This is a genomic window from Klebsiella sp. RHBSTW-00484 (assembly GCF_013705725.1).
Lineage (GTDB): Bacteria > Pseudomonadota > Gammaproteobacteria > Enterobacterales > Enterobacteriaceae > Klebsiella.
The window spans coordinates 3,619,687-3,640,146 of record NZ_CP055481.1; the positions used below are offsets into that span (position 1 = coordinate 3,619,687).

General features: G+C 52.1%; 22 protein-coding genes. 17 read left to right on the forward strand and 5 right to left on the reverse strand.

The features are described from left to right. Nucleotides 1-33: 33 nt before the first annotated feature. Both HV213_RS17265 and HV213_RS17270 read right to left on the reverse strand, forming a co-directional pair. Nucleotides 34-387 (reverse strand): DUF1294 domain-containing protein, encoded by a 354-nt coding sequence (locus HV213_RS17265; protein ID WP_181482649.1) that lies wholly within the window; start codon nt 385-387, stop codon nt 34-36. Next, a complete protein-coding gene (locus HV213_RS17270) occupies nt 384-872 on the reverse strand; it encodes a tetratricopeptide repeat protein (RefSeq protein WP_181482650.1) in 489 nt (162 codons plus the stop codon). The genes HV213_RS17265 and HV213_RS17270 overlap by 4 nt, the downstream gene beginning before the upstream one ends. Before the next feature lie 162 nt (nt 873-1,034). Here HV213_RS17270 and HV213_RS17275 point away from each other — a divergent pair, with 162 nt between their 5' ends. After that, on the forward strand, nt 1,035-1,850 hold the full coding sequence (locus HV213_RS17275; RefSeq protein ID WP_181482651.1) for an APH(3')-I family aminoglycoside O-phosphotransferase: 816 nt from the start codon (nt 1,035-1,037) through the stop codon (nt 1,848-1,850). A gap of 112 nt (nt 1,851-1,962) precedes the next feature. On the opposite strand, the gene HV213_RS17280 is transcribed toward HV213_RS17275, so the two are convergent. Continuing rightward, on the reverse strand, nt 1,963-2,211 hold the full coding sequence (locus HV213_RS17280) for a DUF4282 domain-containing protein (protein ID WP_181486444.1): 249 nt from the start codon (nt 2,209-2,211) through the stop codon (nt 1,963-1,965). 466 nt (nt 2,212-2,677) lie between these two features. Here HV213_RS17280 and tnpA point away from each other — a divergent pair, with 466 nt between their 5' ends. Beyond that, nucleotides 2,678-3,136 carry an IS200/IS605-like element IS1541B family transposase gene (gene tnpA / locus HV213_RS17285; RefSeq protein ID WP_141132629.1) on the forward strand — a complete coding sequence of 153 codons (459 nt, stop codon included), beginning with the start codon at nt 2,678-2,680 and terminating at the stop codon, nt 3,134-3,136. Between the two features lie 125 nt (nt 3,137-3,261). Here the strand turns inward: tnpA and icd are convergent, their stop codons facing one another. Continuing rightward, nucleotides 3,262-4,512 (reverse strand): NADP-dependent isocitrate dehydrogenase, encoded by a 1,251-nt coding sequence (icd, locus tag HV213_RS17290; RefSeq protein WP_110273623.1) that lies wholly within the window; start codon nt 4,510-4,512, stop codon nt 3,262-3,264. A gap of 236 nt (nt 4,513-4,748) precedes the next feature. Here icd and rluE point away from each other — a divergent pair, with 236 nt between their 5' ends. The 9 genes from rluE (at nt 4,749) to HV213_RS17335 (ending at nt 13,690) form a co-directional block, all read left to right on the forward strand. Next, entirely contained in the window at nt 4,749-5,399 is a 651-nt protein-coding gene (gene rluE / locus HV213_RS17295; protein ID WP_181482652.1) for a 23S rRNA pseudouridine(2457) synthase RluE, read from the forward strand. 43 nt (nt 5,400-5,442) lie between these two features. Next, a complete protein-coding gene (locus HV213_RS17300) occupies nt 5,443-6,354 on the forward strand; it encodes a hypothetical protein (protein ID WP_181482653.1) in 912 nt (303 codons plus the stop codon). Nucleotides 6,355-6,366: 12 nt separating this feature from the next. Then, complete coding sequence (locus HV213_RS17305; RefSeq protein ID WP_110273626.1) at nt 6,367-6,825, forward strand: NUDIX hydrolase; 459 nt, start codon at nt 6,367-6,369, stop codon at nt 6,823-6,825. A gap of 56 nt (nt 6,826-6,881) precedes the next feature. After that, the gene (gene mnmA / locus HV213_RS17310; protein WP_142515103.1) at nt 6,882-7,988 is read left to right on the forward strand and encodes a tRNA 2-thiouridine(34) synthase MnmA; all 1,107 of its coding nucleotides are present in this window, start codon (nt 6,882-6,884) and stop codon (nt 7,986-7,988) included. A 59-nt stretch (nt 7,989-8,047) separates the two neighbouring features. After that, nucleotides 8,048-8,689, forward strand: a complete 642-nt coding sequence (gene hflD, locus HV213_RS17315; RefSeq protein WP_110273628.1) for a high frequency lysogenization protein HflD — start codon at nt 8,048-8,050, stop codon at nt 8,687-8,689. 3 nt (nt 8,690-8,692) lie between these two features. After that, the gene (purB, locus tag HV213_RS17320) at nt 8,693-10,063 is read left to right on the forward strand and encodes an adenylosuccinate lyase (RefSeq protein WP_181482654.1); all 1,371 of its coding nucleotides are present in this window, start codon (nt 8,693-8,695) and stop codon (nt 10,061-10,063) included. A 281-nt stretch (nt 10,064-10,344) separates the two neighbouring features. After that, nucleotides 10,345-11,019 (forward strand): two-component system response regulator PhoP, encoded by a 675-nt coding sequence (phoP, locus tag HV213_RS17325; RefSeq protein WP_181482655.1) that lies wholly within the window; start codon nt 10,345-10,347, stop codon nt 11,017-11,019. Further along, a complete protein-coding gene (gene phoQ, locus HV213_RS17330; RefSeq protein ID WP_181482656.1) occupies nt 11,016-12,482 on the forward strand; it encodes a two-component system sensor histidine kinase PhoQ in 1,467 nt (488 codons plus the stop codon). Before phoP ends, phoQ begins: the two co-directional genes overlap by 4 nt. Before the next feature lie 86 nt (nt 12,483-12,568). Next, nucleotides 12,569-13,690, forward strand: a complete 1,122-nt coding sequence (locus HV213_RS17335) for a ribosomal protein uL16 3-hydroxylase (RefSeq protein WP_110273634.1) — start codon at nt 12,569-12,571, stop codon at nt 13,688-13,690. A 61-nt stretch (nt 13,691-13,751) separates the two neighbouring features. Here HV213_RS17335 and pepT read toward each other — a convergent pair whose 3' ends face one another. Further along, nucleotides 13,752-14,975 carry a peptidase T gene (pepT, locus tag HV213_RS17340; protein WP_110273635.1) on the reverse strand — a complete coding sequence of 408 codons (1,224 nt, stop codon included), beginning with the start codon at nt 14,973-14,975 and terminating at the stop codon, nt 13,752-13,754. A 257-nt stretch (nt 14,976-15,232) separates the two neighbouring features. On the opposite strand from pepT, the gene potA reads away from it, so the two are divergent. From potA to HV213_RS17370, 6 genes are all read left to right on the forward strand, one after another. Beyond that, entirely contained in the window at nt 15,233-16,369 is a 1,137-nt protein-coding gene (gene potA / locus HV213_RS17345) for a spermidine/putrescine ABC transporter ATP-binding protein PotA (RefSeq protein ID WP_181482657.1), read from the forward strand. After that, nucleotides 16,353-17,210, forward strand: a complete 858-nt coding sequence (gene potB, locus HV213_RS17350) for a spermidine/putrescine ABC transporter permease PotB (protein ID WP_142514168.1) — start codon at nt 16,353-16,355, stop codon at nt 17,208-17,210. The genes potA and potB overlap by 17 nt, the downstream gene beginning before the upstream one ends. Then, the gene (gene potC, locus HV213_RS17355; protein WP_181482658.1) at nt 17,207-17,992 is read left to right on the forward strand and encodes a spermidine/putrescine ABC transporter permease PotC; all 786 of its coding nucleotides are present in this window, start codon (nt 17,207-17,209) and stop codon (nt 17,990-17,992) included. The genes potB and potC overlap by 4 nt, the downstream gene beginning before the upstream one ends. Then, nucleotides 17,989-19,035, forward strand: coding sequence for a spermidine/putrescine ABC transporter substrate-binding protein PotD (gene potD, locus HV213_RS17360; RefSeq protein WP_181482659.1), 1,047 nt, complete (start codon nt 17,989-17,991; stop codon nt 19,033-19,035). Before potC ends, potD begins: the two co-directional genes overlap by 4 nt. A gap of 184 nt (nt 19,036-19,219) precedes the next feature. Further along, entirely contained in the window at nt 19,220-19,678 is a 459-nt protein-coding gene (locus tag HV213_RS17365; protein ID WP_181482660.1) for a DUF3592 domain-containing protein, read from the forward strand. Then, entirely contained in the window at nt 19,675-20,457 is a 783-nt protein-coding gene (locus HV213_RS17370; protein WP_181482661.1) for a TPM domain-containing protein, read from the forward strand. Before HV213_RS17365 ends, HV213_RS17370 begins: the two co-directional genes overlap by 4 nt. Nucleotides 20,458-20,460 lie beyond the last annotated feature (3 nt).

Consider the following 20,460-nt stretch of genomic DNA (forward strand, 5'->3'; position numbering starts at 1 on the left):
GGCTACCGCTGTGAAAGAAAACTCCGTGAATATTCAGGGAGCGGAAAAAGGAGAAAACAGATCAAACTGGTAAACCGCCACCATCGCTGAGATATTCAATATCACGCTGATGATAAAGTAGGTTTTAAATGGCTGCTTTTGCGTTTTATGGCGAAAGAGCTGTTGACCCACTATCGCGCCAGGCCACCCTCCCATAACCCCAAATACCAGCAAGGTGAGTTCCGGTACTCTGCGCCAAGCCTTGCGTGCCGCCATTTTATCCACGCCGTAAACGACCAGCGTCAGGATGTTAACGAGCAGAAGCCATATGGCACAGGAATACGGGGTAAATAGGCTTCCAACCGCCGCGATAGCCAGGAGCAAATAACAGAAGCGATTGAGATTCATATCGGCTTCGAACATTCAGCATTAATATACTCTGAGAGAGCCCTACTATAGGACCGTATTGCCTCTGTAGGTGGGTTTTCAAGCATCAGATCAAAAAGAAGCCTAATCGCATCATCTTTCCGGCCAAGAGAAGATAAGCATAAAGCATAGAAAGGTATCACTTCTGATGCATCAGGATACTCGCGGCGTAATTGATTAAAAATAGATTCTGCTTTCTGTAATTCACCAAGACATCTATACGTACAGGCTAAACCAAAAGTCGCCTCAAACTTATCTTCACCTGAGAGCTTTTCACCCAAAGATAAAATATAATAATTAAGCGCTTCTTTTTCCATCCCCTGGTTATCATATGACCAGGCTATATTCAGATAAACCGAACCCTTAGATCCAATTGAATCAACCAGCGACAACAAAAACTGCCTGCTTTCTTCAATTTTACCCTGTTTCCTCAATTCAATTGCTTGATGTAGTAAATCAGAATCCATAATGACCTCAGTACAGGTGAACAGTGGCCTGTAAGCTATCACAACATGGGTGCTAGTGACAGTATCCTTAGTGACTGGTAATTGATAATGCAATAGATTAAATTATATCATCATGAACAATAATACAGTCGGCTTTCATAATTAGTAAAACAACGGAGTGTTATGAGTCATATTCAGCGGGAAACGTCCTGCCCAGCCATGCGATTAAATCCAGATCTTGATGCTGAGTTGCATGGATATAAATGGGCACGCGATAATGTCGGCCAATCAGGTGCGGCAATATATCGATTGTATGGTAAGCCTGATGCACCGGAATTGTATCTGAAGCATGGCGCAGGTACCGTTGCTGATGATATTACCGATGAAATGGTCAGACTCAACTGGCTGGCGGCCTATTTACCCCTTCCGACCATTAAGCATTTTACCCGTACCTCTAATGAGGCCTGGTTACTAACAACGGCGATACCAGGAAAGACGGCATTCCAGATGTTAGAAGAATACCCTGATGCCCGTACTGATATTGTTGATGCACTGGCGGTATTCCTGCGTCGGTTACATATGATCCCTGTAAGTCACTGCCCTTTTAACAGCGATCACCTATTTCGGCTCGCATTGGCACAAGAACGAATGAATAACGATCTGGTTGATGCCAGTGATTTTGATGATGAACGCAGCGGCTGGTCTGTTGAACAAGTCTGGAAAGAAATGCATAGCCTTTTACCCTTTTCACCCGATCCCGTAGTGACACATGGTGACTTCTCACTTGATAACCTTATTTTTTGTGAGGGTGAAGTGATTGGTTGTATTGATGTTGGACGAGTGGGCATCGCGGATCGATATCAGGATCTTGCTATCCTCTGGAACTGTCTCGGTGAGTTTTCACCTTCATTACAGGAAAGACTTTTTCAAACATATGGCATTACTCATCCCGACAGGAAAAAATTGCAGTTTCACATGATGCTCGATGAGTTTTTTTAACGTGAGGAAGAGTGAATCATCTCGCGAATGCGGGGTTGAATAATTTCGCTCATAACAGTGTGTCCGTTCTGGAAGACCTGTCATGAGCGATATTGCTCAAGCAACTGAATAGTTACTTTGACTGTTCTGAGCTCTCTGCAATGCGACGCAGATATTCATTATTTTTGAAAGCGACCATGATGAGTTCGAACATTACCCGGCAACCAATCAGACTAAAAATTGTACCGAAAAATCCTGTGATCAATTGCCCGCTAAACATCGAGAAAACGCCACCAACGAGTATAAGCACCATAAGTAACCAGTATAAAAACACCAACACTTTAGGTGTAATCAGATGGTCAAAACCCAATAAATCTTTCACTTTAACTCCTGTAAAAAGTTGAAATACATCCAAAATCAAAGTAAACATACGGGACACATTTCAAAATGTAAATATTTTATATCAGGGATGTTCCTTGAGGAAAAAGAAGATCAGCTCATGTTGATAAACGGGTATGTAGTTTTGTTAGATCCCTTTGGCCTGGAAATCAAAGTCTCGGATGTTTCCCCGTGGATGCTGTTCGTCGGTTTTTGGATAAGAATTTTGGGGAAGAAACACTGATGCTAATAAAAAACGGGAGCCCATCGGCTCCCGTTCTTATTATAAACAAAAAGAAACAGCGGCTGGTCCGCTGTTTCTTTGTTGTGCACAGAAAACCTCCAGCTAGGCTGGAGGTTCTGTAAAGCTTTCAGCTTTGAGCCAGTTATAAAAACCCCTTTTGATTTGTTAAAACAGTTTGCGGTCTGGCAACTGCAAACGTTCAACAAGAAATCAAAAGGGGGTCCCAATGAGGGACGAAAAGAGCTTAGCGCACACGCGATGGAACTGTAAATATCACATAGTTTTTGCGCCGAAGTACCGAAGAAAGGTGTTCTACGGGGAAAAGCGCAAAGCGATAGGCAGTATCTTAAGAAAGCTGTGCGAATGGAAAAACGTGAATATTTTGGAAGCAGAATGCTGTGTGGATCACATCCATATGCTTTTGGAAATCCCGCCCAAAATGAGTGTGTCGGGCTTTATGGGATACCTGAAGGGAAAGAGCAGCCTGATGCTTTATGAGCAGTTTGGCGATTTGAAGTTCAAATACCGTAACAGGGAATTCTGGTGCCGAGGGTATTACGTTGATACGGTTGGGAAAAATACAGCCAGGATACAAGAATACATAAAGCACCAGTTGGAAGAGGATAAAATGGGTGAGCAACTCTCGATCCCCTATCCGGGCAGCCCGTTTACGGGCCGTAAGTAATCCATAAATGCAAATGTCAGATCGCGATGCGCCTGTTAGGGCGCGGCTGGCAACAGAGCCTTATAGGCGCATATGAAAAACCTCCGGCTATGCCGGAGGATATTTATTTTAACCCAAAGTCTGGATTACATGTTCGCGATAATCGCGTCGCCAAACTCTGAACATTTCAGCAGCTTAGCGCCTTCCATCAGACGCTCAAAGTCATAGGTCACGGTCTTGGCAGCAATTGCGCCTTCAGTGCCTTTAACGATTAAGTCTGCGGCTTCAAACCACTGCATGTGGCGCAGCATCATCTCAGCGGACAGAATAATAGAACCTGGGTTCACTTTATCCTGGCCTGCATATTTCGGTGCAGTGCCGTGGGTCGCTTCGAACAGTGCACACTCGTCGCCGATGTTCGCGCCCGGAGCGATACCGATACCGCCAACCTGCGCCGCCAGGGCGTCAGAGATGTAGTCACCGTTCAGGTTCATACACGCGATAACGTCGTATTCCGCCGGACGCAGCAGGATCTGCTGCAGGAAGGCGTCAGCGATCACGTCTTTAACTACGATCTCTTTCCCGGTGTTCGGGTTTTTGATCTTCAGCCACGGGCCGCCGTCAATCAGTTCACCGCCGAACTCTTCGCGTGCCAGCTGGTAACCCCAGTCTTTAAACGCGCCTTCGGTGAACTTCATGATGTTGCCCTTGTGCACCAGGGTCAGGGAATCGCGATCGTTAGTAATAGCGTATTCAAGAGCTGCACGAACCAGGCGTTTGGTGCCTTCTTCAGAGCATGGCTTGATACCAATACCGCAATGTTCCGGGAAGCGAATTTTCTTCACGCCCATTTCATCACGCAGGAATTTGATCACTTTATCGGCTTCTGCTGAGTCAGCTTTCCACTCGATACCTGCATAGATGTCTTCTGAGTTTTCGCGGAAGATAACCATGTCGGTCAGTTCAGGATGTTTAACCGGGCTCGGCGTACCCTGGTAGTAACGTACCGGGCGCAGGCAAACGTAGAGGTCCAGTTCCTGACGCAAAGCAACGTTCAGAGAACGAATACCGCCGCCAACTGGCGTGGTCAGAGGGCCTTTGATAGCAACACGATAATCACGAATCAGATCAAGAGTTTCGGCAGGCAGCCAGACATCCTGGCCATAAACCTGGGTCGATTTTTCGCCGGTGTAAACTTCCATCCAGGAAATTTTACGCTCGCCCTTATAGGCTTTCTCAACGGCAGCATCAACCACTTTCAGCATTGCTGGGGTTACGTCAACACCGATACCATCGCCTTCGATGAACGGGATAATCGGGTTATGAGGGACGTTCAGTTTGCCGTTTTGCAGGGTGATTTTTTGACCTTCCGCCGGAACTACTACTTTGCTTTCCATTAACCTCTCCTTCGAGCGCTTCTGGTTCTGCTCTTCCCTCTTCACGCTAGCCGGGCGTTGGCTTTATTCGCCCACTCCCGTCATCGGAATATCCCGTTAACCGGAGATTTCGCGTCCGTGTCGCCTTCCTGTAATGCGAATCGGTTTGAGCAACCTTTTTGTTAATAAGTTGTAATGAGCATGTCAATACTACCTGAATGTTTGCGTCCATGAAAGGCATTCGTAATTAGGCTATAATGCGGCAATTGATAGAGTCTGAAAATACCATGCAAAAAACTTCATTTAGAAAACATCGCGTTGAGCGATTCAGCAAGCAACAAGTCACCAGACAACGTAAAGAACACCAACCAAAAACTGTGATCTTGTTCAATAAACCATATGATGTGTTGCCACAATTTACCGATGAATCCGGGCGCAGCACGCTAAAAGATTTTATTCCGGTTGCTGGAGTCTATGCTGCTGGTCGGCTGGACCGGGATAGCGAAGGCCTGCTGGTACTGACCAACGACGGCGCGCTACAGGCGGCGCTGACTCAGCCAGGCAAACGCACCGGCAAGATATATTATGTTCAGATTGAAGGTGAGCCGACGCAGGAGGCACTGGTCGCCCTGCGAGACGGCGTCACATTAAATGATGGCCCGACCCTGCCCGCTTGCGTTGAGCTGGTTGAGGAACCCGCGTGGCTATGGCCGCGAAATCCACCAATCCGCGAGCGCAAGTCGATCCCCACCAGCTGGCTAAAAATCACGCTTTATGAGGGGCGCAACCGTCAGGTTCGCAGAATGACCGCACACGTCGGCTATCCCACGCTGCGCCTGATTCGTTATGCGATGGGCGGCTATACGCTGGATGGACTGACCAACGGCGAATGGCGAAAGGTCGAATAATCCAATCCAAAAGCAGCATAAGTTCATTTCAGGGAAGAAAAATATGCGTTTAGCCCTTCTTGGTACATTAGGTCTCTGCTGCATCTCATCACTTTGTTTTGCAGAGGATAACTGCGATACCCTTGCCGGTATCGCCGCCGGAGAGGCCAATTACCTCTATGATTCAGCCCAGGTAAAAACCGGGGGTCGACTGCATTTCTACTCGGCTCCCGCAACCAAATGTTCGCTCCCGGCGTTTCTGATTGCTGGCGACAACGTCGAGATACTCCGCAGTATTGCGCTGGGTGACTCTGCGGATCAGCAGTATCGATACGTACGTTTTCGCGATGCCAAAGGACAATTCGCCACCGGCTGGGTAAATGCTGGCGGATTGGCACCAGAGAATCATCCCCTGCCCGTCAGCAGCCAGTGTCAGAAATGGGCAAATAAAGCGATGCGACAGCGCGAAAGTCTCGCTCCGGCTCAGGATAACCACTATCAAATACAAGGCTCCGGCCGGGCGTGGTTCTACTCCGTGCCGAACCAACAGTGTCGCAGCAGCAGCGTTTTCCTCCTGCGCGGGGATACTGTTTCCATCCAGGAACAATCCAACGATGATTTTATCGAGGCCGTTTATTACACCGCCGATCGCCATATCGTGCGCGGCTGGCTGAAAAAATCCCGGCTCACGCCCCTAAACCGTGGCGATAGCTACCGTGAGGATATCAATCCCTTATCAACGGACAAAGCATCGCGCCTGGTAACGCTTAATTTACGTCACGACTATAGCTGTATATTTTATGAAAGCTGGAATACGGAAAAAGAGATCCAGATGATTGTGCGTGAAGATCACCAGTCCGCGCAGTGTCGCGGCGCAGGCGACCCGGAAACATCGCCGGCGGTGGCTTATATAAGCGTTGATAAGCTCAGCGGCGAAATTCGCTGGCCGGATGTCGCAGAAGGGTTCGAACCATAATAAGGATGCAATATGTTTAAACCGCACGTCACCGTCGCCTGCGTAGTTCACGCGAAAGGCAAATTTTTGGTTGTTGAAGAAACGATCAATGGCAAAGCGTTATGGAACCAGCCTGCGGGGCATCTGGAGGCCGATGAAACGCTGGTGCAGGCCGCAGAACGCGAACTGTGGGAAGAGACCGGCATCCGCGCGACACCACAGCATTTTATCCGCATGCATCAGTGGATAGCCCCGGATCGCACGCCTTTTTTGCGTTTTTTGTTCGCCATTGAGCTTAACGATACGTGCGCCACTGAACCTCATGACAGCGATATTGACCGCTGCCTGTGGCTTAGTGCTGAGGAAATCCTTAACGCGGCAAACCTGCGTTCTCAATTAGTTGCCGAGAGCATCCGCAGCTACCAGCAAGATCCACGTTACCCTCTGTCGTTAATTGGCGAATTTAACTGGCCGTTCACAGGGGGTGCCTGAACGGGAGACGCGTGCTAGAATACGCCGCCTCGAAGTTCAATGTAGTGAGTATTCCAATGTCAGAAAGCCAGAAAAAAGTGATCGTCGGCATGTCCGGCGGGGTTGATTCCTCAGTTTCCGCTTACCTGCTTCTCCAGCAAGGTTATAAGGTGGAAGGCCTGTTCATGAAGAACTGGGAAGAAGACGACGGCGAGGAATATTGCACCGCAGCAGCAGATCTGGCGGACGCGCAAGCCGTCTGCGATAAGCTCGGCATTGAGCTTCACACCGTTAACTTTGCCGCAGAATATTGGGACAACGTGTTCGAACTGTTCCTTGAAGAATATAAAGCCGGACGCACGCCGAACCCGGATATTCTGTGTAACAAAGAAATTAAATTTAAAGCCTTCCTCGAATTTGCCGCTGAAGACCTCGGTGCTGACTACATCGCCACCGGTCACTACGTGCGCCGCGCCGATGTCAACGGTAAGAGTCAGCTGCTGCGCGGCCTCGACGGCAATAAAGACCAGAGCTACTTCCTTTATACTCTGGGTCACGAGCAGATCGCGCAAAGCCTGTTCCCGGTGGGTGAGCTGGAAAAACCGCAGGTGCGCAAAATCGCTGAAGAGCTGGATTTAATCACCGCGAAGAAAAAAGACTCCACCGGCATCTGCTTTATCGGCGAACGTAAATTCCGCGAGTTCCTTGGCCGCTACCTGCCTGCTCAGCCGGGCAAAATCATCACCGTTGACGGTGATGAAGTCGGCGAGCATCAGGGTTTGATGTACCACACGCTTGGGCAACGTAAAGGCCTGGGTATTGGCGGCATCAAAGACGGTGGCGAAGACCCGTGGTACGTGGTCGATAAAGATGTCGAGAATAATATTCTTATCGTGGCTCAGGGCCACGAGCATCCGCGTCTGATGTCAGTTGGCCTGATTGCCCAACAGCTGCACTGGGTCGACCGCGAGCCGGTAACGGGCACCCTGCGCTGCACGGTAAAAACCCGCTATCGCCAGACCGATATCCCCTGCACCGTGAAGGCGCTGGATGACGAACGTATCGAAGTTATCTTTGACGAACCGGTCGCGGCCGTTACGCCTGGCCAGTCAGCGGTCTTCTACAGCGGCGAAATCTGCCTCGGTGGCGGTATTATTGAACAACGCTTGCCGCTGCAGGCCTGACAGACGTTTTTGCCGCTGGATGTACCAATCGGGCGTCCGGTGGTTTACAAGGAGAATGTGTGGCGAAGAATTATTATGACATTACGCTGGCGCTGGCCGGAGTTTGCCAGGCCGCGCGTCTGGTTCAGGAACTGGCGCACCAGGGACATTGCGATGGCGATGCCCTGCATGTGTCGCTGAACAGCATCATCGACCTCGACCCGGATTCGACTCTGGCGGTGTTCGGTGGCAGTGAAGCCAATCTTCGCCTCGGACTAGAAACCCTCATCGGCGTGCTGAACACCAGCAGCCGTCAGGGACTGAATGCCGAACTCACCCGCTATACTTTAAGCCTGATGGTGCTGGAGCGTAAGCTTGCTGCCAGCAAAGGGGCGATGAATACCCTCGGTGACCGCATTGGCGGCCTGCGCCGTCAGCTGGAACATTTCGATCTGCAATCTGAAACCCTGCTCAGCGCGATGGCGGGCATCTACGTTGATGTGATTAGCCCGCTGGGCCCGCGGATTCAGGTAACCGGCTCCCCTGCCGTGCTGCAAAGCCCACAGGTACAGGCCAAAGTTCGCTCCACCCTGCTGGCGGGCATTCGCGCCGCCGTGCTCTGGCACCAGGTAGGCGGTGGACGGCTGCAGCTGATGTTTTCTCGTAATCGTCTGGTTAACCAGGCAAAACAAATTCTTGCTCATTTAACCCCGGAGTTATGATCTATGGAATTATCCTCACTGACCGCCGTTTCCCCAGTCGACGGACGCTACGGCGATAAAGTCAGCGCGCTGCGCGGTATCTTCAGCGAATTCGGTTTGCTGAAATTCCGTGTTCAGGTAGAAGTTCGTTGGCTGCAAAAACTGGCCACGCACGCAGCGATCAAGGAAGTTCCTGCTTTTGCTGCCGACGCAATCGGTTACCTTGATAAAATTGTCACCGATTTCAGCGTAGAAGATGCAGAGCGCATCAAAACTATCGAGCGCACCACCAACCACGACGTTAAAGCGGTTGAGTATTTCCTCAAGGAAAAGGTCGCTGATGTGGCCGAGCTGCACGCAGTCTCCGAGTTTATCCACTTCGCCTGCACCTCTGAGGACATCAACAATCTGTCCCACGCGCTGATGCTGAAAACCGCACGCGACGAAGTGATCCTGCCCTACTGGCGTAAGCTTATCGACGCGGTCAAAGACCTCGCGGTACAGTATCGCGATATTCCGCTGCTCTCCCGTACCCACGGTCAGCCGGCCACGCCGTCCACCATGGGTAAAGAGATGGCGAACGTTGCTTACCGTATGGAACGCCAGTATCGTCAGCTAAACCAGGTTGAAATCCTCGGTAAAATCAACGGCGCGGTCGGTAACTACAACGCCCACATTGTCGCCTACCCCGAAGTGGACTGGCACCAGTTCAGCGAAGAGTTTGTGACCTCGTTGGGCATCCAGTGGAACCCGTATACCACCCAGATTGAGCCACATGACTACATCGCCGAGCTGTTCGACTGCATGGCACGCTTCAACACCATCCTGATCGATTTCGATCGCGACGTGTGGGGCTATATCGCGCTCAACCATTTCAAGCAGAAAACCATTGCTGGCGAAATCGGCTCTTCAACCATGCCGCATAAAGTGAACCCGATTGACTTCGAGAACTCCGAAGGCAACCTCGGTCTGGCTAATGCGATGATGCAGCACCTGGCGAGCAAGCTACCGGTTTCCCGCTGGCAGCGCGATCTGACCGACTCCACCGTGTTGCGTAACCTCGGCGTGGGTATCGGCTACGCGCTGATCGCCTATCAGTCCACCCTAAAAGGCGTGAGCAAGCTGGAGCTGAATCAGGACCGTCTTCTGGACGAGCTGGATCACAACTGGGAAGTTCTGGCCGAACCGATTCAGACCGTCATGCGCCGCTACGGCATCGAAAAGCCGTACGAGAAGCTCAAAGAACTGACCCGCGGCAAGCGCGTTGACGCTGAAGGCATGCAGCAGTTCATCGACAGCCTGGCGCTGCCGGAAGATGAGAAAGTTCGCCTGAAGGCGATGACTCCGGCCAACTATATCGGCCGCGCGACCACCATGGTTGACGAACTGAAATAAGCCCTCCGCCCTCTTTCCACCGCGAGAGAGGGCTTTAAAATTGCGTTCCCTGCCTGATATTTAAACACTGTTTCTCTCTCTTTTTGCTCTACGCCGTATCATATCGGAAGGTTACCTCGTGGAAAGATGGATGATGAGTATTGAGCCTATCCTCACTGTTATCTGAAGGAGTGCGCTGACGGAAAACGAGTGCTCTCCTGAGCGGTTTACCCAATGTTTATCCACACGGCAACATAATCAGCGTTAAACTATTCAAATCGAAAATAAAATGGAGAACTGGCATGCGCGTACTCGTGGTTGAGGACAATGCTCTGCTGCGCCATCACCTGAAAGTTCAGTTGCAGGAATTGGGCCATCAGGTAGATGCGGCGGAAGATGCGAAGGAAGCAGATTACTATCTGGGTGAACACGTTCCGGACATCGCTATTGTTGATCTTGGCCTGCCGGATGAGGACGGCCTGTCGCTGATTCGCCGCTGGCGCGGTCACGACGTCTCGGTGCCGATTCTGGTGCTCACCGCACGTGAAGGGTGGCAGGACAAGGTCGAAGTTCTCAGCGCCGGGGCCGATGACTACGTCACCAAACCATTTCATATCGAAGAGGTCGCCGCCCGCATGCAGGCTCTGCTGCGGCGTAACAGCGGCCTGGCCTCACAGGTTATCTCCATCCCGCCTTTCCAGGTTGATTTGTCGCGCCGCGAACTGTCGGTCAACAGCCAACCGATCAAGCTTACCGCTTTCGAATACACCATTATGGAAACGCTGATCCGTAACCGGGGCAAAGTGGTCAGTAAAGACTCGCTGATGCTGCAACTCTATCCCGACGCCGAACTGCGCGAAAGCCACACCATTGATGTACTGATGGGAAGACTGCGCAAGAAAATCCAGGCTGAGCATCCGCAGGATGTGATTACGACGGTCCGCGGCCAGGGCTATCTGTTCGAACTTCGCGGATGAAAGGCGTGCTACGGCATATTCTGCCGCTGTCGCTTCGCGTCCGCTTTCTGCTGGCGACAGCCGCTGTGGTGCTGGTGCTGTCGCTGTCTTACGGAATGGTGGCGCTGGTCGGCTATAGCGTAAGCTTCGATAAAACCACTTTTCGCCTGCTACGTGGCGAGAGCAACCTGTTCTATATGCTGGCAAAGTGGGAAAACAACACCATTGAGGTCGATATTCCCGAAAACCTCAATATGCAAAGCCCCACAGTGACGCTGATTTACGACGCCAACGGCAAACTCTTATGGGCACAGCACGACGTGCCGTGGCTCACCAAACGCATTCAGCCGGAGTGGCTGAAAAACAACGGTTTTCATGAGATTGAGGCCGATGTCGACAGCAGTAGCATGCTGCAACACAATAACCTGGAAGTGCAGCAACAGCTGGACGCTATCCGTGAAGAGGATGACGACTCCGAGATGACCCACTCGGTGGCGATCAATCTTTACCCCGCCACCAGCACGATGCCGCAGTTGAGTATCGTGGTCGTCGATACCATTCCGGTGGAACTTAAGCGTTCCTATATGGTGTGGAGCTGGTTTATCTACGTGCTGGCGGCCAACCTGCTGCTGGTGATCCCGTTACTATGGGTAGCAGCATGGTGGAGCCTGCGACCTATCGAGTCGCTGGCAAAAGAGGTGCGTGAACTGGAAGAGCATCACCGTGAGATGCTCAATCCGAACACCACCCGCGAGCTCACCCGGCTGGTCAGCAACCTTAACCGCCTGCTGAAAAGTGAACGCGAGCGCTACGACAAATACCGCACCACCCTGACCGACCTGACCCATAGCCTGAAAACGCCGCTGGCGGTGATGCAAAGCACCCTGCGCTCGATGCGCGGCGGGAAGCTCAACGTCAATGAAGCCGAACCGGTGATGCTGGAACAGATTAGTCGTATCTCGCAGCAGATTGGTTACTATCTCCATCGCGCCAGCATGCGCAGCGGCGGTTCTCTCCTCAGTCGCGAACTTCACCCAATTGCCCCACTGCTTGATAGCCTGACCTCGGCGCTAAACAAGGTCTATCAGCGTAAAGGCGTGAATATCACCCTCGATATTTCACCGGAAATCAGCTTCGTCGGCGAACAGAATGATTTTATGGAAGTCATGGGCAACGTGCTCGACAACGCCTGCAAGTATTGCCTGGAGTTTGTGGAAGTCTCCGTGCGTCAGTCCAACGACAACCACCTGCATATTCTGGTTGAAGATGATGGTCCAGGGATCCCCCAGAGTATGCGTAACGCGGTGTTCGATCGCGGTCAGCGCGCCGATACCCTGCGCCCCGGACAAGGTGTAGGCCTCGCCGTCGCCCGCGATATCGTTGAACAGTATGATGGCCGCATCCTGACTGAGGACAGCTTACTCGGCGGAGCCTGCATGGAAGTCATTTTTGGTCGCCAGCACCCAGAAGATAAAGAGAGCTAAAACAGTCAGTTTTTTAACGGCGCCTGCATCATGCAGGTGCCGCATCCGTTATAATCCCTAACAAACACCTGCTGTGGAATATAATTATGGATTATCAATTAACGCTAAACTGGCCCGACTTTATCGAGCGCTACTGGCAAAAACGCCCGGTAGTACTGAAACGTGGCTTTGCTAATTTCGTCGATCCTTTAAGCCCGGATGAGCTGGCTGGACTGGCCATGGAGAGCGAAGTAGACAGCCGCCTGGTTAGCCACCAGGACGGCAAATGGCAGGTCAGCCACGGTCCGTTTGAGAGCTACGATCACCTGAGCGAGAATAACTGGTCGCTGTTGGTACAGGCGGTAAACAACTGGCACGAGCCATCAGCGGCGCTGATGGCTCCGTTCCGCGCCCTGCCCGACTGGCGCATCGACGATCTCATGATCTCATTTTCCGTTCCTGGCGGCGGCGTCGGTCCCCATCTCGATCAATACGACGTATTTATCATTCAGGGCACCGGTCGTCGTCGCTGGCGCGTGGGCGAAAAGGTGCCGATGAAGCAGCACTGCCCGCACCCGGATCTGCTGCAGGTTGATCCGTTTGACGCGATTATTGATGAAGAGATGGAGCCAGGCGATATTCTCTATATTCCACCGGGATTCCCGCATGAGGGCTATTCGCTGGAAAACTCGCTCAACTATTCCGTTGGCTATCGCGCCCCTAACGCCCGCGAACTGTTTAGCGGCTTTGCTGATTATGTTTTACAGCGCGAGTTAGGTAGCCAGCGTTACGCCGATCCGGACGTGCCGTCGCGGGATCATCCGGCGGATATTTTGCCTGCCGAGCTGGATCGCCTGCGCGAAATGATGCTCGGGCTGATTAACCAGCCGGAGCATTTTAAGCAGTGGTTTGGCGAGTTTATTACTCAGTCCCGTCACGAGCTGGACGTCGCGCCGCCGGAGCCGCCGTATCAGCCCGATGAGATTTACGACGCCCTGCAGCAGGGGGATAAGCTGGCGCGCCTCGGTGGCCTGCGCGTGCTGCGTATCGATGGCGAGGTGTTCGTCAACGGCGAGCAAATTAACTCCCCGCACCGCCCGGCGCTGGATGCCATGGCAACGCACCTTTCGCTCAAGGCAGACCATTTCGGCGATGCGCTGGAAGACCCATCATTCCTCGCCCTGCTGGCGGCGCTGGTCAACAGTGGTTACTGGTTCTTCGAGGACTGATCCCTCAGTTTGCCCGGTGGCGGCTAACGCCTTACCGGGCCTACAGGAGCGGGCTCTGGGTTTAGCGTTTTGCCGTCAGCTCGGCGATACGCACAATCACCTTCACCGCTTTTTCCATGCCTTCGAGAGTTACGAACTCATGCTTGCCGTGGTAGTTATAGCCGCCGGTAAACAGATTCGGGCACGGTAAGCCCATAAAAGAGAGCTGCGCGCCGTCGGTGCCGCCACGAATCGGCTTCATTTCCGGCTCAATATGGCAATCAACCATCGCCTGACGAGCAATCTCGACCACGTGCGGGTGCGCCATCACCTTCTCATGCATATTGTAATAGCTGTCCTCAATGATCAGCTCAATATAGCAATCCGGGTGCAGCCCTTTGCCAACCTTCTTGGCGATCTCCATCATTTTGCGTTTGCGGGCTTCAAACTGCTTACGGTCAAAATCGCGGATGATATAGTGCATATCCGCACGATCGACCGTACCTTTGATACTGGCCAGATGGTAGAAGCCCTCGTAGCCTTCGGTAGTTTCCGGTGCTTCATCGGCGGGCACTTCGGCATGAATTCGTGCCGCCAGCGACAGCGCATTGACCATCACGCCCTTTGCGGTGCCGGGATGCACGTTATTGCCGACGATCTTAATCGTCACCGATGCGGCGTTAAAGTTTTCAAACTCCAGCTCACCCACGCCGCCGCCATCGACGGTATAGGCCCAGCGGGCGTCAAAAGCGGCGACGTCAAAATGCTTCGCCCCTTTTCCGACCTCTTCATCTGGGGTAAAGGCCACGCGAATATCGCCGTGGGGAATGTTCTTCGCCTTTAGTGTTGCCAGGGCGGTCATAATCTCGGCAATACCCGCTTTATCATCAGCGCCGAGCAGGGTTTTACCATCAGTGGTAATTAACGTCTGTCCAAGCAGCTGGTGAAGCACCGGAAACATCACCGGAGAAAGCACCTCGTCACCAATACCAAGAGCAATATCGCCGCCGCGGTAGTTTTCAACAATCTGCGGATTGACGTTCTTGCCGCTGAAGTCTGGCGACGTATCAACGTGAGAAATAAAGCCAATGGCCGGAATATCGCCCGCGACGTTAGCCGGCAGGGTGCCCATGACTGTCCCTTTCTCACTTAGCGTCACATTGACGAGTCCCATTTCTTCCAGCTGCGCCTGGAGCAGGCGTAACAGCTTCCACTGCCCTTCGGTGCTCGGAACCTGACGCACGCCAGGCTTCGATTGCGTGTCCAAAGAAACGTACTGCAAAAAACGCTCAAGCAATTTATCCATGTAGCCACCCTCTTCTTTTGTGACAACATTATTGATAAGCCGGAAAAGACAAATATTGCGTCAGGTCATTTTTAGCCCGGCAAATGAGAATTTAATACATTTCGAACGATAATGTTGTAAAGGTAGTTCATCGTGGCGCATCAATCATTGGCGATTACAATCGTTTGCCGTAGAATGCTTGCCCTTATTATTTCATGTGCAAGCCCAAAGGTGGTTAACCACAAACCCCGCATCGGTAAGCTTTCCGCTGCGTCTACATGGGACAGAGTCAAAAATTGAATATACAACCGCGTTCGCGTTCGCCGCTGGTTCAACTGGCGGGAATTCGCAAAAGCTTTGATGGTAAAACGGTAATATCCGACCTCAATCTGACCATCAACAACGGTGAGTTTCTCACCCTGCTTGGCCCCTCTGGCTGCGGTAAAACAACCGTTCTTCGTCTTATCGCCGGACTGGAAAACGTCGATAGCGGCCATATCCATCTCGAAGATCACGACATCACCCATATCCCGGCGGAAAACCGTCACGTTAACACCGTTTTTCAAAGCTATGCGCTCTTTCCGCACATGACGGTATTTGAGAACGTCGCCTTTGGCCTGCGCATGCAAAAAACCCCGGCGGCGGAAATTACCCCCCGCGTCCATGACGCTTTGCGCATGGTGCAGCTCGAAGAGTTTGCCCAACGTAAGCCGCATCAGCTTTCCGGCGGGCAACAGCAGCGCGTAGCGATTGCCCGAGCTGTGGTTAATAAACCGCGTCTGCTGCTGCTTGATGAATCTCTCTCCGCGCTGGACTACAAACTGCGCAAGCAGATGCAGAACGAGCTGAAAGCCCTCCAGCGTAAGCTCGGTATTACTTTCGTGTTCGTCACACACGATCAGGAAGAAGCGCTAACCATGTCCGATCGCATCGTGGTGATGCGCGACGGAAAAATCGAGCAGGACGGCACGCCGCGAGAAATCTACGAAGAGCCGAAAAACCTGTTTGTCGCCAGCTTTATCGGCGAAATCAACCTCTTCAATGCCACGGTTATCGAACGTATCGATGAACAGCGAGTGCGCGCTAACGTTGAAGGCCGTGAATGCAATATCTATGTCAACTTTGCCGTCGAAAAAGGCCAGCGGCTCAATGTGTTACTGCGCCCGGAAGATCTGCGCGTCGATGAGATTCACCACAGTAACGAGGCAGATGGCCTGATAGGCTATATCCGTGAACGCAACTATAAAGGCATGACGCTGGAGTCGGTGGTTGAGCTGGAAAACGGCAAGATGGTGATGGTCAGTGAATTCTTTAATGAAGACGATCCTGACTTTGACCACTCTCTCGACCAGAAAATGGCCATTAACTGGGTAGAAAGCTGGGAGGTTGTGCTGGCTGATGAAGAACACAAGTAGATTCCAAAATGTGGTGATTGCCACCATCGTGGGCTGGCTTGTGCTGTTTGTCTTTCTGCCCAACCTGATGATTATTGGCACCAGCTTCCTGACCCGCGACGATACCAATTTCGTCAAGCTGGTCTTTACGCTGGATAACTACGCGCGCCTGCTCGACCCGCTCTACTACGATGTGCTTCTGCACTCGCTGAATATGGCGCTGCTGGCGACGCTGGCCTGCCTGGCGCTCGGCTATCCCTTTGCCTGGTTTCTGGCGAGATTGCCAGAGAAAGTGCGCCCGCTGCTGCTGTTTCTGCTGATCGTGCCCTTCTGGACCAATTCACTGATTCGTATCTATGGACTGAAGATCTTTCTCAGCACCAAAGGTTATCTCAACGAGTTTCTACTGTGGTCAGGCGTTATCGATACGCCGCTGCGCATCATGTACACCCCCTCGGCGGTGATTATCGGCCTGGTCTATATTCTGCTGCCGTTTATGGTAATGCCGCTCTACTCCAGCATCGAGAAGCTCGACCGCCCGCTGCTGGAAGCGGCGAAAGATCTGGGTGCCAACAAGCTACAAACCTTTATCCGCATCATCATTCCGCTGACCATGCCGGGCATTATTGCTGGCTGCCTGTTGGTGATGCTCCCGGCGATGGGGCTGTTCTATGTTTCTGACCTGATGGGCGGCGCGAAAAACCTGCTTATCGGTAACGTGATTAAGAGCCAGTTCCTCAACATTCGCGACTGGCCATTCGGCGCGGCGACGAGTATTACGCTCACGTTGGTGATGGGCCTGATGCTGCTGATTTACTGGCGCGCGGCACGTTTACTGAATAAAAAGGTGGAGCTGGAATGATCGGTCGACTGCTGCGCGGCGGCTTTATGACCGCCATTTACGCGTACCTCTATATCCCCATAATTATTCTGATCGTCAACTCGTTTAACAGTTCACGCTTCGGCATCAACTGGCAAGGCTTCACTACCAAGTGGTATAGCCTGTTGATGAACAACGACAGCCTGCTGCAGGCAGCGCAGCACTCGCTGACCATGGCGGTGCTGTCGGCGACTTTCGCCACGCTTATCGGTTCACTGACCGCCGTCGCGCTGTATCGCTATCGCTTTCGCGGTAAGCCGTTTGTCAGCGGGATGCTGTTTGTGGTGATGATGTCGCCAGATATCGTGATGGCGATTTCGCTGCTGGTGCTGTTTATGCTGATCGGTATTCAGCTCGGCTTCTGGTCGCTGCTGTTTTCGCATATCACTTTCTGCCTGCCCTTCGTGGTTGTCACAGTATTCTCGCGCCTGAAGGGCTTCGACGTGCGGATGCTGGAAGCGGCGAAAGATCTCGGTGCCAGTGAGATAACCATTCTGCGCAAGATTATTCTGCCGCTGGCGCTGCCCGCAGTGGCTGCAGGCTGGCTGCTGAGCTTTACTCTGTCGATGGATGACGTGGTGGTCTCGTCATTCGTTACCGGTCCAGGCTATGAGATCCTGCCGCTGAAAATTTATTCGATGGTCAAAGTTGGGGTATCGCCAGAGGTTAATGCGCTGGCGACCATTTTGTTGGTTCTGTCGCTGGTGATGGTGATTGCCAGCCAGTTAATAGCACGTGATAAAACTCAGGGGACGTTAAAATGAAAAAATGGTCACGCCACCTGCTCGCTGCGGGTGCTCTGGCAGTAGGTATGAGCGCCGCGCACGCGGACGATAGCAAAACGCTCTATTTCTACAACTGGACCGAGTATGTTCCACCAGGCCTGCTGGAGCAGTTCACCAAAGAGACCGGCATCAAGGTTATCTATTCGACCTACGAGTCGAACGAAACCATGTACGCCAAGCTCAAAACCTATAAAGACGGTGCCTACGATCTGGTGGTGCCGTCCACCTATTTCGTCGATAAAATGCGCAAAGAGGGCATGCTGCAGAAGATCGACAAGAGCAAGTTGACCAACTTCGGCAATCTCGATCCTGAGATGCTCAATAAACCGTTCGATCCAAATAACGACTACTCGATCCCCTACATCTGGGGCGCGACGGCGATTGGCGTCAATAGCGACGAAATCGCTCCAAAGAGCGTCACCAGTTGGGCTGATTTGTGGAAGCCCGAGTATAAGAGCAGCCTGCTGCTGACCGACGACGCGCGTGAAGTGTTCCAGGTCGCGTTGCGTAAACTGGGCTACTCCGGCAATACCACCGATCCGAAAGAGATTGAAGCGGCGTATAACGAGCTGAAAAAGCTGATGCCAAACGTGGCGGCGTTCAACTCCGATAACCCGGCGAACCCGTATATGGAAGGTGAAGTAAACCTCGGTATGGTGTGGAACGGCTCTGCATGGGTGGCACGCCAGGCCGGTACGCCGCTGCAAGTGGTATGGCCGAAAGAAGGCGGCATCTTCTGGATGGATAGCCTGTCGATCCCGGCAAACGCCAAAAACGTTGACGGCGCGCTGAAGCTGATTAACTTCCTGCTGCGCCCGGAAGTCGCCAAACAGGTTGCGGAAACCATCGGCTACCCGACGCCAAACCTCGCTGCGCGTAAGATGCTAAGCCCGGAAGTCGCTAACGATAAATCACTCTACCCGGACGCCGACACGATTCAAAAAGGCGAATGGCAAAACGACGTTGGCAGCGCCAGCACGCTTTATGAAGAGTATTATCAGAAACTGAAAGCGGGTCGTTAATCGCACCAGCCTGCCGGGCTTCGGTTAAGTTTAATACCCAAAATAATTCGAGTTGCATCACGGCGGCAACTAAACGCATCCCCGGGAGCGTACAAACAGTACGTGACCGGGGTAAGTGCAGGCGGCCAACAAAGATGCAGCTTGAAGTATGATGGGTATTAATGTGTTACAAGGATAAGTACACATGAAACAAGACGGCAAAGTTCTTTATTATATCTTCCTCAGCATTGGCATCGTGATGATGCTCATCTCCGCTGCTATTTTTTATTATCAGTATCGTGCCAACAGCAACGTTATCCATACCACCGGTATTATCGTTGATACCGAATTACGCAGAAGCAACCCCAACGCCAAAGGGACAAAACGCAACAAAGCCACCTGGCGTCCCGTTGTCGCCTTCCGCCCGACGCCGGATTACACGCTCATTTTTAAATCAAAGAGCGGAAATTCCCTTTATGAAAACAGCGAGGGAGAAACCGTCGATGTTATTTACCCTCCCGGACAACCGCATCAGGCCAGGATCCATAGCCCATGGACGAATTTTTTTAAATGGGGGTTTTTAGGTTTGATTGGCATCGTTTTTACCGCTGCCAGCCTGCTTATTCGCCCTTCCTCTAAAAAGAAACGGAGAATAGTCCAATGAGAAAATTCATTATCCTGCTCTGCGGCCTGTTCTGTCTTTCTCTCAGCCATTCCGCCTGTGCAGCGTCAACGCCTGATATCGAAGGATACTTTACTGATACCACCAATACGGTTTCCAGTAAGCGCGATATTATCCAGCGTGTTGAGAATTTCAAAAAGCAAACCGGAATAACGCCGTTTATTCTGCTGACTCAGCAAGAAAATATTTTACTGGCGAAAAAAGCGCTGCTGCTGCAATCGGCAAAACGACTGGCTGACGAAAATCAGGGCTTCCTGCTGCTGATTATCACCACCGATAGCCGCCAGATTGAGCTGATTGCGGACCCGAAAGCGCTGCCGCGTCTGCAAGCTAGTCACGCGGCCTTAATCATTGAGAATCACACCCTCGCCTACTGGCAGCATGGCCTGTGGTTTCAGGGGCTCAATACCGCGCTGGACGTATTACAGGCGGCGCTATTACAACAACCCACGCCGCCGCTCACCTGGTATGCTCCATCGGACTCGCCCCACAAGAACGATTTGCCCGGCCACCCGCTCGGCTTTCTCTTCTGGATAATGGCGTTTATGGCCTTCACCTGGTGTTTCTGCTTCACCACCCGCTGGCGCTATGCGCTGAAGTTCACGCTGGCCATGACGATAGCCAACCTCTTTTATCAGGCCCTGTGTCTGTTCTTAAGTCACGGCGGCTTCTCACTGCACAAAATTGCTCCGCTATGGGCGGTGCTTATCGGCTTCTGTACCTTTCTGGCCACCTGGCTATGGACGCGCAAGCGGCGCTGAATT

Bases quoted from the DNA above. Each gene is read 5' to 3' on its own strand.
- HV213_RS17265 (WP_181482649.1), bottom strand. From the start codon at position 387: ATGAATCTCAATCGCTTCTGTTATTTGCTCCTGGCTATCGCGGCGGTT.
- HV213_RS17270 (WP_181482650.1), bottom strand. From the start codon at position 872: ATGGATTCTGATTTACTACATCAAGCAATTGAATTGAGGAAACAGGGT.
- HV213_RS17275 (WP_181482651.1), top strand. From the start codon at position 1,035: ATGAGTCATATTCAGCGGGAAACGTCCTGCCCAGCCATGCGATTAAAT.
- tnpA (WP_141132629.1), top strand. From the start codon at position 2,678: ATGAGGGACGAAAAGAGCTTAGCGCACACGCGATGGAACTGTAAATAT.
- icd (WP_110273623.1), bottom strand. From the start codon at position 4,512: ATGGAAAGCAAAGTAGTAGTTCCGGCGGAAGGTCAAAAAATCACCCTG.
- rluE (WP_181482652.1), top strand. From the start codon at position 4,749: ATGCGGCAATTGATAGAGTCTGAAAATACCATGCAAAAAACTTCATTT.
- HV213_RS17300 (WP_181482653.1), top strand. From the start codon at position 5,443: ATGCGTTTAGCCCTTCTTGGTACATTAGGTCTCTGCTGCATCTCATCA.
- HV213_RS17305 (WP_110273626.1), top strand. From the start codon at position 6,367: ATGTTTAAACCGCACGTCACCGTCGCCTGCGTAGTTCACGCGAAAGGC.
- mnmA (WP_142515103.1), top strand. From the start codon at position 6,882: ATGTCAGAAAGCCAGAAAAAAGTGATCGTCGGCATGTCCGGCGGGGTT.
- purB (WP_181482654.1), top strand. From the start codon at position 8,693: ATGGAATTATCCTCACTGACCGCCGTTTCCCCAGTCGACGGACGCTAC.
- phoP (WP_181482655.1), top strand. From the start codon at position 10,345: ATGCGCGTACTCGTGGTTGAGGACAATGCTCTGCTGCGCCATCACCTG.
- phoQ (WP_181482656.1), top strand. From the start codon at position 11,016: ATGAAAGGCGTGCTACGGCATATTCTGCCGCTGTCGCTTCGCGTCCGC.
- HV213_RS17335 (WP_110273634.1), top strand. From the start codon at position 12,569: ATGGATTATCAATTAACGCTAAACTGGCCCGACTTTATCGAGCGCTAC.
- pepT (WP_110273635.1), bottom strand. From the start codon at position 14,975: ATGGATAAATTGCTTGAGCGTTTTTTGCAGTACGTTTCTTTGGACACG.
- potA (WP_181482657.1), top strand. From the start codon at position 15,233: ATGGGACAGAGTCAAAAATTGAATATACAACCGCGTTCGCGTTCGCCG.
- potB (WP_142514168.1), top strand. From the start codon at position 16,353: ATGAAGAACACAAGTAGATTCCAAAATGTGGTGATTGCCACCATCGTG.
- potC (WP_181482658.1), top strand. From the start codon at position 17,207: ATGATCGGTCGACTGCTGCGCGGCGGCTTTATGACCGCCATTTACGCG.
- potD (WP_181482659.1), top strand. From the start codon at position 17,989: ATGAAAAAATGGTCACGCCACCTGCTCGCTGCGGGTGCTCTGGCAGTA.
- HV213_RS17365 (WP_181482660.1), top strand. From the start codon at position 19,220: ATGAAACAAGACGGCAAAGTTCTTTATTATATCTTCCTCAGCATTGGC.
- HV213_RS17370 (WP_181482661.1), top strand. From the start codon at position 19,675: ATGAGAAAATTCATTATCCTGCTCTGCGGCCTGTTCTGTCTTTCTCTC.